The sequence below is a fragment of the Mycobacterium shigaense genome (assembly GCF_002356315.1).
GTDB lineage: Bacteria > Actinomycetota > Actinomycetes > Mycobacteriales > Mycobacteriaceae > Mycobacterium > Mycobacterium shigaense.
Map to the genome: position 1 here is coordinate 3,250,836 of NZ_AP018164.1, position 12,212 is coordinate 3,263,047.

Below are 12,212 nucleotides of genomic sequence, written 5' to 3' on the forward strand. Positions count from 1 at the left end.
CCTCCCTCTCGCCCGAACCGATCGTGTTTTGCGCCAACTGTACCCACCCGCGCGGCAAGGGACCACCTGCGACGCGGCCCGTCACTCCTCGATCGTGACCGGGATCGGCTGGTAGCGAACGGTCGCGTCGGGATCGGTTGCGGTCGTCCCGGCCTCCGGCTCGGGACGCGGCCCGCCCCCCGGCGGCCCGTCGGGCGGCGGCTTGGCGGAGCGGTCGATGTCGTCGACGATCGCGCGGATCACCTCGAGCAGCGCGATGCTGTGGTCCGCGATCACGGTGATCAGCGGGTGCTGGTCGCCGGTCGCCAGAGCGGCCAGCGCACACACCGGGCACCAGATCTGCTGGCACTTGCCCGTCCCGACGCCGTCACCGGCCGTCAACGACGCTGCCATCCGCACGGCGGGGTCGATGCCGTCCAGGATCGCCTGGGCGAGCCTGCGCAACTCGGGACCGATCTCGGGATGCGCCGCGTTCACTTGGGCCACACCTCCGGATCTGGTCGAAAACGAACTGTCAGCTCACCGCCTCGCAGATGCGCGTCCAGCACCGTGCAACGCCGCAACACCGACGCCAACCGGACCCGGCGCCGCAAACCGCCGGCGCTGATGATCAGGTCGTCGCCGACCCTGCCCAGCGCCAGCGTTCCGGCGTCGAGCTGGGGCAACGTTAGCCGCATACGGTATATCGACCCAAGCCCCGATCCGGATTCGAGATCCACAATAGGACGCAACGGTCCCGGTGGGGCGCCTCCACCCCGCAGGCGCGCGGCCTCGAGCAGGGCACCGAGCGCCTTGGGGCCGATCGGCTCCCCGGACAGGTGCGGGGTCAACACCAGCGCCACGTCACCGAAGGTGGCATCGAGTTCGTCGAGCACGGCGCGCTGCTCCGAGATGCGCTCGCCGTACCAATAAAACGCCGGGTGCTCAGGCAGGTTCCGGTATTCGTAGGACTCGTCTTCGACCAGCACCTGGTTGACGATCAGCTCCGCCACGCGAACCCCCATCAGCGACAGGGCGCTTAGCGTGCGCACCGCCTCGGCCGCCACCACCCGCTCGGGCGTCAACACCAGGTGCGCGCTGACCTGATCGCCGTCGGTCAGCAGGGCGCTGAGCCGGTCCACGCTGCCGCTGATGCGCTCGAGCAGCTCGACCACCGCGGCCGAGCGGGCGTCGTTGTCGGCGATGGACAGCCGGCGATGACGCGGCCACGCCCGCTCGACGTAGAGCCCAAAAGTGGCGGGCAGCGTCAACATTCGCAGCGCGTCCGCGGTCGACGCACAGTCGACGACGATGCGATCCCATCGCCCGCTGTCCGCCAATTCCCCGACCGCATGCAGGCCGAGTACTTCCTGAATGCCCGGCAACGCCGAAAGCTCCTCGGGCGCAATGGAACTCAGTTCAGAGTCGGGAAACCGCCGATCCACCGCGGCGACCACCTCGTGCCAGCGGGCCTCCAGCAGGGCCAGGGTGTCCAACGCCAACGCGTCGAGAAACCCGCCGCCGGCGTCGGCTCCCCTGGTTTCGGGGTTGGCGAGCACCGGTACCAGCTCGCCCTGACCACTCGGCGGGACCGCGATGCCCAGGACGTCGCCTAGCGAGTGCGCCTGGTCGGTGGACACGACCAGCACCCGCTGCCCCTCGATCGCATCACAGACCGCGTTCGCGGCAGCCAGCGTGGACTTGCCTACCCCGCCCTTGCCAACGAAGAGGCTGATCCGGGCCGGGGTAGGCACTCGCGCTCCACCGGACTCACTCAGCCTCGACTCGTTTCTTCAGATCCTTCAAGGCGGTGTCGGTCAGCCGGCGCTCGGCCTTGCGCTTGAGCAGGCCGATCATCGGCATGGCCAGGTCAACGGAGAGCTCGTAGGTGACGTCGGTCCCAGAACCCTTGGGCGCCAAGCGATATGAGCCCTCGAGGGAGCGTAGCAAGGAGCTGGAGACCAAACTCCAGCTCAACGACTGGTGGTCGGCGGGCCATTGGTAGGACATGACCATGGTGTCTTTGATGACGCCGGCGTCCATGACGAATCGCACCGTCTTCGGATACCCGTCGGCGCCGCGTTCTTGCACTTCGGCTTCCTTGTACTCCGAAATCCAATCCGGGTAGGAGTCGATGTCGGCGATCACCTTCAAGATCGTGTCGGGGTCCGCTTCGATGTGGATGGTCTGCGTCGTCTTCTCCGCCACCTGGCTGCCACCTCTCTCCCGCGTGCGGGCGATCCCCGCCGATCTGCGGTACTACTGCTTCCGGCCGAAACGGTACTCTCGCCCGCGACCTTGACCGCAGTTAAATTACCGGAGAAACACCCACCGGACGCGACCGCTCCAACGTCGTCTTGAGCTCGAAGGCCATTTTCTTGCCCGCCACCCGCCGGGCGTGTGTCAGCTTCGCGAGGTTCAGCTTGGCCAGCTGCCAGGCCGCCACTCCGGTCGGCTCGGCGTGCAGGAAGTAGTGCAGCACCACCCCGTCCAGCGACGGTTCCAGCCACACCTCCATGGTGCCGGTCAGGGCGCCGGTCACCGCCCAGCGGATCCCTTTTTCGCCGCGAGCTTCGACGACCTGCAGGCGCAGATCGGGCCACCAGCGACGCCAGCTCGACTGGTCGGCGACCGCGGCGCCGACTTGTGCGCCGGGCGCGGCGACGTAGGTCTGGTCCGCGATCTGGATGCTGTTCATCGCCCCAGCTTCACACACCGACCTGACGAATGGTGCGCCTGTCCTGGCAATCGCGGTGCCGATGCGAGTCGCCGAACCGTTGGTTTTCCGTCCTGCGAGAATGCCAGGATTAGGCTGGGTTGCAGCAAGCCGGGCAAGCCCCTGAGTCCAACGAAGTTCGAGCGAGGTCACCACAGTGCGCCAGTACAGCGTTCCTGCCCGCTTCTCCGTCGGCGAGCACGACAACATCGCCGCGATGGTGTTCGAGCACGAACGCGACGATCCCCACTTTGTGATCTACCAACGCCAGGTCGACGGCGAGTGGACCGACGTCACCTGTGCCGAGGCGGCCGAGCAGGTGCGTTCGGCGGCCCTCGGGCTCATCGAGCTGGGCGTGCAGGCCGGCGACCGGGTGTCCATCTTCTCCGCCACCCGCTACGAGTGGGCCATCCTGGACCTCGCCATCCTGGCCGTCGGCGGCGTCACGGTACCGATTTACGAGACGTCGTCGGCCGAGCAGGTGCGTTGGGTGCTGCAGGACTCCGGAGCCGTGCTGGTGTTCGTCGAGACCGACGCGCACGCCACGATGGTTACCGAGCTCAGCGGCGAACTGCCCGCCCTGCGCCGGGTGCTGCACATCGACAGCTCGGGTCCCAAGGCGCTCGACCAGCTTGCCGAGGCCGGGGCTGACCGCGCCGCGGACGAGCTGACGGCCCGGCTCGCAGCGCTGCGCTCGACCGACCCGGCGACGCTGATCTACACCTCGGGCACCACCGGCCGCCCCAAGGGCTGCCAGCTCACGCACTCCAACCTGCTTTACGAGACTCGCGGCACCCAGGAATGCCTCCCCACCCTGCTGAACGAGGGGCAGCGGCTGCTGGTGTTCCTGCCCCTGGCTCACGTGCTGGCGCGGGCGCTGACCATCTCGGCCTTCGCCAGCAAAGTCACGGTCGGGTTCACCGCTGACATCAAGAACCTGCTGCCGATGTTCGCGGTGTTCAAACCAACTGTGGTGGTGTCGGTTCCGCGGGTCTTCGAGAAGGTGTACAACACGGCCGAGCAGAACGCGTCCAACGATGGCAAAGGCTGGATTTTCAAGCGGGCGGCCGATACGGCGGTGGCGTGGAGCCAGGCGCACGACGACGGCAAGCCGGGGCTGCTGCTGCGCGCCCGGCATGCGCTGTTCGACCGGCTGGTCTATCACAAGCTGCGCGCCGCCCTCGGCGGTAACTGCTCGGCGTCCGTCTCCGGCGGCGCGCCGCTGGGGGCGCGACTGGGCCACTTCTACCGCGGCGTGGGCCTGACCATCTACGAGGGCTACGGCCTGACCGAGACCAGCGCCGCGGTCACCGTCAACCAGGTCGGCGGCTTGAAGATCGGGACCGTCGGGAAGCTGGTGCCGGGCAACAGCCTGCGCATCGCCACCGACGGCGAGCTGTTGGTGCGCGGCGGGGTGGTATTCGACGGCTACTGGCACAACGAGCAGGCCACCGCGGACGCGTTCACCGACGGCTGGTTCAAGACCGGCGATCTCGGCGCGGTCGACGAGGACGGGTTCTTGACGATCACCGGCCGCAAGAAGGAGATCATCGTCACCGCCGGCGGCAAGAACGTCGCCCCCGCCGTGCTCGAAGACAAGCTGCGCGCACACCCGCTGATCAGCCAGGCGATGGTGGTCGGGGACGCCAAGCCGTTCGTCGGCGCGTTGATCACGATCGACCCGGAGGCGTTCGACGGCTGGAAGCAACGCAACGGCAAGGGGGACGCGTCGGTGGCCGATCTGGTGACCGATCCGGACCTGATCGCCGAGGTGGACGCGGCAGTCAAGCAGGCCAACCTGTCGGTGTCGCACGCCGAGTCGATCCGCAAGTTCCGCATCCTGCCGGTCGACTTCACCGAGGACACGGGCGAGCTGACGCCGACGATGAAGGTCAAGCGCAACGTCGTGGCTGAGAAGTTCGCCTCCGACATCGAGGCGATCTACCAGAAAGACTAGCGGGGATCCCCCACCTCGGGCCGCACGCGGCCCGCGTCGGCGCGCAGTAGGTCGGCCAGCCGGCCGGCGAGCGTGTCCCAGCGCCACTGCGACATCACCCACTGCCTCCCGGCCGCGCCCATCGCGGCGGCCCGGTCGGGATCGCCGAGCAGCCCGGCCACGGCGTCGGCGACGTCGTCCACCGAGGTTCCGTCGACGACAAGCCCAGTCTCGTTGTGCTGCACAGTTTCCGGAGCGCCGCCGGAGTCGCCGGCAATCACCGGGACCCCGGTCGCGGCCGCCTCCAGGAATACGATGCCCAGCCCCTCGACGTCCATGCCGGCGCCGCGGGTGCGGCACGGCATCGCGAAGACGTCGGCCAGCGCGTAGTGCGCCGGCAGTTCGGCGGCCGGTACCTTGCCGGTGAAAGTCACCTGCTCGGCGACGCCGCAGTCGTGGGCCAGCTTGCCCAGCGCCTCCCGGTGCGGGCCCCCGCCGACGATCACCAGGGCGGCCCCGTCGACCCGCCGCCGGACCGACGGCAACGCCCGGATCAGCATGTCCTGCCCCTTGCGCGGCACCAGGCGCGAAAGGCACACGACCGTGGGCCGCTCGCCCAGCCCGTAGCGGTTCCGCAGCTCGGCGCGTCCGGCCGGGTCGGGCCGGAACTTCTCGGTGTCCACCCCGGAGGGCAGGTATTCGAGCGAGGCGTCGGGTCCGAACGCGGTGGCGAACCGGGACCGCGTGTAGCGGCTCACGAAGGTCACGACGTCGGTCGTATCGCCGATGCGGCGCAGCACCGATCGGGCGACGGGCAGCATCGACCAGCCGACTTCGTGGCCGTGCGTGCTCGCCACCACCCGCTTCGCCCCGGCCTGCCGGGCCCGTTGCGCCAACAGGGCCAGCGGCGCGGCCGCCCCGAACCACACGGTGTCGATGCCCCGATCGGCGATCAGCCGCCGCATGCGGGTGTCGACCCCGGGGCCGGGTAGCATCAGCGTGCCCGGATGGCGCACCACGGAAAAGCCGGCGGCACGCGCCGACTCGTCGAAGTCGCCGGCGCCCTTCCACTGCGGCGCGTAGACGGTCACCGAATGCGAGCCCGCGTCAACCAACCACCTGACGAACTCCCCCAGATACGACTGGATGCCGCCGGGTCGCGGTGGAAAGTCGTTGGTTACCAGCAGCACCCGACTCACGTGCGTCAGGCTAGCCTGACGACGATGCGGACCACGCAGTGGTCTGAGGTGAGAACACCCCCGGCCACGTAGCGGCGAGGCCGCGAGCTGGGCAATCAGGCACCGCCGACCATCCAGCGGGTCCATGCGGTGAGCAGGCCGGCCGGGTCGACGCCGAGGACGTCGTGGGCGGCGGTCAGCGGATCGGTGTGCCCGACCCGGCAAGTGGCCAGGTAGTAGGCACGCAGTTTGGGCGTGCCGTAGGTATCGGCAACGAAACGGGCGAACCACCACGCGCGGTCGTAGGCCAGCGAGCGCTGCGGCCCCGGCGTGTTCAGGTCGATGTCCGACGGCAACGGCTGGTAGGCCGCACGCGCCTGGGCCGGCACCGGCGTGCTGGGCCGCGCGACGAAATCGGCGACGCCCTCGGTGATCCAGCGCGGCGCATCGTCGACGGTATCCACGCGCGCCGCGTAATGAAAAAGCTCGTGCGCCAACACGATCCGAAGCGCCGATGCGCTCATCGTGGCCGCACCCGGAGCGAACACGATCCGCTGACCGAGCGCGACCCGGCGCGCGGCGTCGACCTGGTCGGCCACGGTGACCGCCGCGATGTCGGCCCACTGCGATGCTGGGCCGCCGCCAGCGGCGGCACGGAATTGTTCGTCGGTACCGGTGGCGACCACGGAGACGTCGCGCGACCAGTCGACGCCCCAGAACGCGTCGACGCGCGCGACGGCGGCGCCCATGTCCGCCGCGATGCGCGACAGCAGGCGATCGGTGGCCGCGCCACCCAGGCTCAGCAGCCGGACCGAGCGGTCAGCGACAACCAGGGGCTTCGATGCGGCGCCGGCGTAGCCGGAGTCGGGGGCGATCAGCTGGGCCGGGCGGGCCGCACGCTCGCGCGCCGCGTCGAACGGCACCGCCGCGGCCGCAACCAGTTCCACAACGAAGACCCAGGCCAGCAGGATGGGGAGCCATCGGCCGCGGCCGCAACCGGCCCATCGACCCCGAGCGGGGATGCTCAGTAGCGGCGGGCGTCGTGGATCGGGCCCGCGGAATTCATCGGTACCACCCGCACCGGCACGCCATAGGTCGAGGAATGGATCACCATGCCGTCGCCGACGTAGATACCGCTATGTGACGCGTCGGAATAGAAGGTCAACACGTCGCCGGGCTGCAGATCGGACAGCGCCACCGGCTGACCGCCGCTGGCCTGCGCCTGGCTGGAGTGCGGCAGCGAGATGCCGGCCTGCTGGAAAGCCCACATCACCAGTCCGGAGCAGTCGAATCCGCCGGGTGCGGCACCGCCCCACGAATAGGGCGTTCCGACTTGGGTCAGCGCGGCCTGCACGACGGACGCGCGATCGCCCCCGCCACCGCCGGGCGGCGGCGCGAACAGCCCGCCGGGAGCCGGAGCCTCACCCGGGGGAGCCCAGGGCGGCGGCGGTGCACCCGGGGGCAACGCGTCGGGCGCGGGAGCGCCGGGCGCCGGTGCGGCGGCCGGAACCTGGCCGGGGTCGGCGAGCGCGGTGCGCTGTTCCGGCGACAGGGACAGGTACTGCGACTTCACGACGGCGATCTGAACCTGCAGCTGGCTCTGCTTGGACTGCAGGCCGGCCCGCACGGCGGCGGCCTGCTCGGCGGCGCTCTTGGCGTCGGCCGCGGACTTGGCGGACTCGCGCTCCGCCTTGGCCGCCTGCTGACCGGCGATCTTGAAATCCGCCATCTGCGTACGCATTTGGGTCGCCATCACCCGCTGCACGGCCAACTTGTCGATCAGGCCCTGCGGAGATGCCGCGGTCAGCATGGCCGCCATGCCGTCGACGCGGCCGCCCATGTAGGTCGCCGCGGCGAGCTTGTTCACGGCTTTCTGGAAGTTGGCCAGGCGGGCCTTGGTCGCCTCCACCGCGGCCTGGTCATCCGAGTGCTTCCTGTCGGCGGCCTGCTGTGCCGCGACCTTCTCGTTGAGGTCGAGCTGAGCGCTGTGCATGGCCTCGGTGATCTGCTCGGCGTGGCGAGAAAGCTCGTTGAGCTTCGCCATCGCGTCTTCGGCCGGGTCTGCCACCACATTCGCCGCACAGACGCCCGATAAGACCGTTAAGCTCGCAACCGCCCCGAGGAGAGAACGTGTGAGTACACGCGGAAACCTGAATTCGGAGCCGAAACTCAAGATATTGCTTCCTTAAACTGCCACCGGCGCCTGAAGCCGTGCTGGGTTTAGGTCTCAGATAGGTTACGAAACGATATAGGCGCTTGTCCAAACCAGACCGTTAAGAAAATGGCAAGATTTCTGTCATAACTGTGTGAGTCACGACGGGCCCGCGGAACTTCCTGCGGTTATGGCACCTGGGCCATTACGCCACCCCCGTGCCCCGATCGCGATGCATGGGCACCAGACGCAATCGTGGCGCCAATCCGGCCTCCGCGAGGACTTCCAGGGCCACCCGTTCGTCTTGCGACAACGTCTCGGGGACCCCGAGCAGCACGCTGATCACGCAGTCCTGGCATCCCGCGCCGCGTACCGCGCAGTCGTCGCAGTCGATGACCACCGGCGCGCCCGGCTCCGGCGCCGCACCGCCCTTGCTGTCGGGCTTCCTGCTTTGCGTCATCACGATCGGTCCTCTCAGTTCGCTCGGTCGTGCTGATCGGAACGCTAACCGCGGGCACCGACAGGTATTTGCGGCCAGTTGCGACGAAGGCCCGGCGTGGGACCCCGCCGGTGTCGGTGCCGATGCTTAACCTCACGCGCATGGGTGTGACGGGTGTGACTCAGCTGAGTTTCGCCGACCTCGGGGCGCACGACGACCCTGCCGCCTGCCCGACCGGCTTCGGGGCCGACACCAACGAGGTCTCGCTACGCGAAACCACCTTTGTGGTGGTCGATTTGGAGACCACCGGCGGTCGCAGCAAGAGCACCGACACCGCGCCGGCCGACGCCATCACCGAAATCGGCGCGGTCAAGGTCCGCGGCGGCGTCGTACTCGGCGAGTTCGCCACCCTGGTCGATCCGCAGCGCAGCATCCCGCCCCAGATCGTGCAGCTCACCGGCATCACCACCGCGATGGTGCGCGACGCCCCGACGATCGACGCGGTGCTGCCGATGTTTTTGGAGTTCGCCCGCTTGGACCACGGGGCGGTGCTGGTCGCCCACAACGCGGGGTTCGACGTCAGTTTCCTGCGCTCCGCCGCGCAGCAATGCGAAATCCCCTGGCCGCGAGCGCAAGTGCTGTGCACGGTCCGGCTGGCCCGGCGCGTGCTAACCCGCGAGGAAGCCCCCAGCGTACGGCTGGCGGCCCTGGCGCGGCTGTTCGCGGTCGCCACCGAGCCCACCCACCGCGCCCTCGACGACGCTCGCGCCACCGTCGACGTCTTGCACGCGCTCATCGACCGAGTCGGCAACCAGGGCGTGCACACCTACGCCGACCTGCGCTCGTATCTGCCCGGCGTGACGCCCGCCCAGCGGCGCAAACGAGTGCTCGCCGACGGCCTGCCGCGCCGGCCGGGCGTGTACCTGTTCCGCGGCCCGTCGAACGAGGTGCTCTACATCGGGACCGCGGTCGATCTGCGCCGCCGGGTCAGCCAGTACTTCACCGGCGCCGACCCCCGCGGGCGGATGAGGGAGATGGTCGGGTTGGCCGGCGCCGTCGACCACGTCGAATGCGCCCACGCCCTGGAAGCCGGCGTGCGCGAACTGCGACTGCTGGCCGCCCACGCCCCGCCGTACAACCGCCGGTCCCGGTTTCCGCAGCGCTGGTGGTGGATCACGTTGTCCGACGAGGCGTTTCCGCGCCTGTCGGTGGTGCGCTCACCCCGCCACGACCGCGTCATCGGCCCGTTTCGGTCGCGCGCCGACGCCTCGGACACCGCCGCGCTGCTCGCGCGGTTCACCGGCGTGCGCACCTGCACCGCCCGGCTCGCGCGCGCGGCCGTGCACGGACCGGCCTGCCCTGAACACGAGGTGTCGCCGTGCCCGGCGGCCCGCGACGTGACGGCCACCCAGTACGCGGCGGCGGTGGGCCGCGCCGCGGATCTGATCGACGGCGCCGACAACGCTGCGCTGGCCGCGGCGGTCGGTCAGGTGACCGCCCTGGCCGGGCGGTGTCACTACGAGAGCGCTGCGCGATTGCGCGACCACACGGCCGCCGCCGTCGATGTCCTGTGGCGCGGCCAGCGATTGCGCGCGCTAGCCGCGCTACCGGAACTGATCGCCGCCGCCCCCGACGGCGCCGGCGGCTACCACCTCGCCGTGATCCGCCATGGCCAGCTCGCCTCGGCCGGCTCCGCCCGGCGCGGGGTGCCGCCGCTGCCGGTCGTCGACTCCATACACGCCGGCGCGCAGACGATCCTGTACGAGCCGGCCCCGCTGGGCGGCGCGCTGGTCGAGGAAACCGCACTGATAGCGCGCTGGCTCGGTGCGCCGGGGGTGCGCATCGTGCGCGCGTCGCACGGATGGGCCTCGCCGCTGCGCGCGGCAGGCACCTGGGCGGCGTGGGCGGCGGCGGCGCACTCGGCGCGACTGGCCGGGCGGCAGGCCGTCGAGGGACAGGACTCAGAGTTGTCGGCTGAACCGCACCCAACGCGCGAGCAGCTGTTCGGCCGCCCCCGAGTCGATCGCGGCGCCGGCCCGCGCCAGGCCGTCCTCCCAGGCGGGCAACCACTCAGCGCGGCTGGATAGGCCGGCATGGGCGACGATCGCGCCGGCCGCGTTGAGCACGACGGCGTCGCGCACCGGGCCCGCGGTACCGGCCAGCACGGCCCGCACCTCCTCGGCGTTGGCCCGCGCGTCACCGCCCACCAGCTGGTCAAGCTCCGCGCGGGCGAACCCGAAGCCGGCGGGGTCGAACGTCAGCTTGTCGACCGTGCCCGCCTGCACGCGCCAGATCGTGCTCGTGGTGGTCGTCGTCAGCTCGTCCAAGCCGTCGTCGCCGTGCACGACCAGGACGCTGGCCCCCCGCGCGGCGAACACCCCGGCCATCACCTCGGCGAGGTTGGCGAACGCACAGCCGATCAATCCGGCCCGCGGGCGGGCCGGATTGGTAAGCGGCCCAAGAAGATTGAAGACCGTAGGTACCCCGATCTCACGGCGCACCGCGGACGCGTGCCGGTAGGACGGATGGAACACCGGCGCGAAGCAGAATCCGATGCCCACCTCCGCGAGGCTGCGCGCTACCTGGTCGGGCCCGAGGTCGATGCGCACCCCGAGCGCCTCGAGGGTGTCGGCACCGCCGGACAGCGAGGACGCCGCCCGGTTGCCGTGTTTGACCACCGGCAGCCCCACGGCCGCGACCACGATGGCCGCCATGGTGGACAGGTTGACGGTGTTGACGCCGTCGCCGCCGGTGCCCACGATGTCCACGGTGTCGTCCCGGATGCCGGGGATGCGGCAAGCGTGACTCAGCATCACGTCGGCCAGCTCGCCGACTTCGGCCGCCGTCGGAACCTTCATCTTCAGCGCCACCGCGAAGGCAGCGATCTGGGCCGGCCGGGCGTTGCCGGTCATGATCTGGTCCATCGCCCACGCCGCCTGCCCACGCGTCAGGTGCTGCCCCTCGGTCAACCGCCCCAGGACCTGCGGCCACGACGATGCCGGCCCGGGTTGGGACCGGGGCGACCCACCCGTAGAGGAAGCCGCAGATGACAGAGCCACGCGCCGATGGTCCCACGAGGACCAACGCCCGCCCAACCGTCGTCGCGCGGGCGCGGAAAACGACGCGCCAGCGCGAATTTCGGCCCCGGGTAGAGTTCGACAACTACAAAGCGTCATACTTGCGGATGTGACGAGTGCTGTAGGGACCTCGGGGACTGCCATCACGTCGCGAGTGCATTCGCTGAATCGGCCCAATATGGTCAGTGTTGGCACCATAGTGTGGCTGTCCAGCGAGCTCATGTTCTTTGCTGGCCTGTTCGCGTTCTATTTCACCGCACGCGCGCAGGCCGGCGGGAGCTGGCCCCCGCCGCCCACCGAGCTGAATTTGTACCAAGCCGTGCCGGTGACGCTGGTGCTGATCGCGTCGTCGTTCACCTGCCAGATGGGCGTGTTCGCCGCCGAGCGCGGCGACGTGTTCGGGTTGCGCCGCTGGTATGTGATCACGTTCTTGATGGGCTTGTTCTTCATCCTCGGGCAGGCCTACGAGTACTACCACCTGGCGACGCACGGCACGACCATCGCGGGTAGCGCGTACGGCACGGTGTTCTACCTGGCCACGGGCTTCCACGGGCTGCACGTGACCGGCGGGTTGATCGCCTTCGTCTTCCTGCTGGCCCGCACCGCGATGAGCAAATTCACCCCGGCCCAGGCGACCGCCAGCATCGTCGTCTCCTACTACTGGCATTTCGTCGACATCGTGTGGATCGCGCTGTTCACCGTGATCTATTTCATCCGCTGAGCCGGCGGCTCCGA

Annotated in this window: 11 protein-coding genes and 1 pseudogene; 3 read left to right on the forward strand and 9 right to left on the reverse strand. The window is 69.7% G+C overall.

Annotated elements, in window-relative coordinates:
* Positions 1 to 81: 81 nt before the first annotated feature.
* The 4 genes from MSG_RS15240 to MSG_RS15255 form a co-directional block, all read right to left on the reverse strand.
* A complete protein-coding gene (locus MSG_RS15240; protein WP_096440875.1) occupies positions 82 to 477 on the reverse strand; it encodes a hypothetical protein in 396 nt (131 codons plus the stop codon).
* On the reverse strand, positions 474 to 1,733 hold the full coding sequence (locus tag MSG_RS15245; RefSeq protein ID WP_096440877.1) for an ArsA family ATPase: 1,260 nt from the start codon (positions 1,731 to 1,733) through the stop codon (positions 474 to 476). Before MSG_RS15245 ends, MSG_RS15240 begins: the two co-directional genes overlap by 4 nt.
* Positions 1,734 to 1,749: 16 nt before the next feature.
* Complete coding sequence (locus MSG_RS15250) at positions 1,750 to 2,187, reverse strand: SRPBCC family protein (RefSeq protein WP_096440879.1); 438 nt, start codon at positions 2,185 to 2,187, stop codon at positions 1,750 to 1,752.
* Between the two features lie 100 nt (positions 2,188 to 2,287).
* Positions 2,288 to 2,677: a polyketide cyclase / dehydrase and lipid transport gene (locus tag MSG_RS15255; protein WP_096440881.1), complete on the reverse strand. Its 390-nt coding sequence runs from the start codon at positions 2,675 to 2,677 to the stop codon at positions 2,288 to 2,290.
* A 175-nt stretch (positions 2,678 to 2,852) separates the two neighbouring features.
* On the opposite strand from MSG_RS15255, the gene MSG_RS15260 reads away from it, so the two are divergent.
* Complete coding sequence (locus MSG_RS15260) at positions 2,853 to 4,652, forward strand: AMP-dependent synthetase/ligase (RefSeq protein ID WP_096440883.1); 1,800 nt, start codon at positions 2,853 to 2,855, stop codon at positions 4,650 to 4,652.
* Here the strand turns inward: MSG_RS15260 and pimB are convergent.
* The 4 genes from pimB to MSG_RS15280 form a co-directional block, all read right to left on the reverse strand.
* Positions 4,649 to 5,830 carry a GDP-mannose-dependent alpha-(1-6)-phosphatidylinositol monomannoside mannosyltransferase gene (pimB, locus tag MSG_RS15265; protein WP_096440885.1) on the reverse strand — a complete coding sequence of 394 codons (1,182 nt, stop codon included), beginning with the start codon at positions 5,828 to 5,830 and terminating at the stop codon, positions 4,649 to 4,651. The genes MSG_RS15260 and pimB overlap by 4 nt on opposite strands.
* A 95-nt stretch (positions 5,831 to 5,925) precedes the next feature.
* On the reverse strand, positions 5,926 to 6,750 hold the full coding sequence (locus MSG_RS15270; protein WP_232011294.1) for an eCIS core domain-containing protein: 825 nt from the start codon (positions 6,748 to 6,750) through the stop codon (positions 5,926 to 5,928).
* 83 nt (positions 6,751 to 6,833) lie between these two features.
* Complete coding sequence (gene ripC, locus MSG_RS15275; RefSeq protein WP_096440889.1) at positions 6,834 to 7,982, reverse strand: peptidoglycan hydrolase RipC; 1,149 nt, start codon at positions 7,980 to 7,982, stop codon at positions 6,834 to 6,836.
* A 184-nt stretch (positions 7,983 to 8,166) separates the two neighbouring features.
* On the reverse strand, positions 8,167 to 8,421 hold the full coding sequence (locus MSG_RS15280) for a hypothetical protein (protein WP_096440891.1): 255 nt from the start codon (positions 8,419 to 8,421) through the stop codon (positions 8,167 to 8,169).
* 140 nt (positions 8,422 to 8,561) lie between these two features.
* On the opposite strand from MSG_RS15280, the pseudogene MSG_RS15285 reads away from it, so the two are divergent.
* Positions 8,562 to 10,424 (forward strand): annotated as a pseudogene (locus tag MSG_RS15285) (DEDD exonuclease domain-containing protein); the annotation flags it as partial.
* Here MSG_RS15285 and trpD read toward each other — a convergent pair.
* Positions 10,362 to 11,459: an anthranilate phosphoribosyltransferase gene (gene trpD / locus MSG_RS25625; RefSeq protein WP_162899235.1), complete on the reverse strand. Its 1,098-nt coding sequence runs from the start codon at positions 11,457 to 11,459 to the stop codon at positions 10,362 to 10,364. The pseudogene MSG_RS15285 and the gene trpD sit on opposite strands and share 63 nt — an antisense overlap.
* 127 nt (positions 11,460 to 11,586) lie before the next feature.
* Between trpD and ctaE the strand changes: the two genes are divergently transcribed.
* Positions 11,587 to 12,198, forward strand: coding sequence for an aa3-type cytochrome oxidase subunit III (gene ctaE / locus MSG_RS15295; protein ID WP_096440897.1), 612 nt, complete (start codon positions 11,587 to 11,589; stop codon positions 12,196 to 12,198).
* Positions 12,199 to 12,212 lie beyond the last annotated feature (14 nt).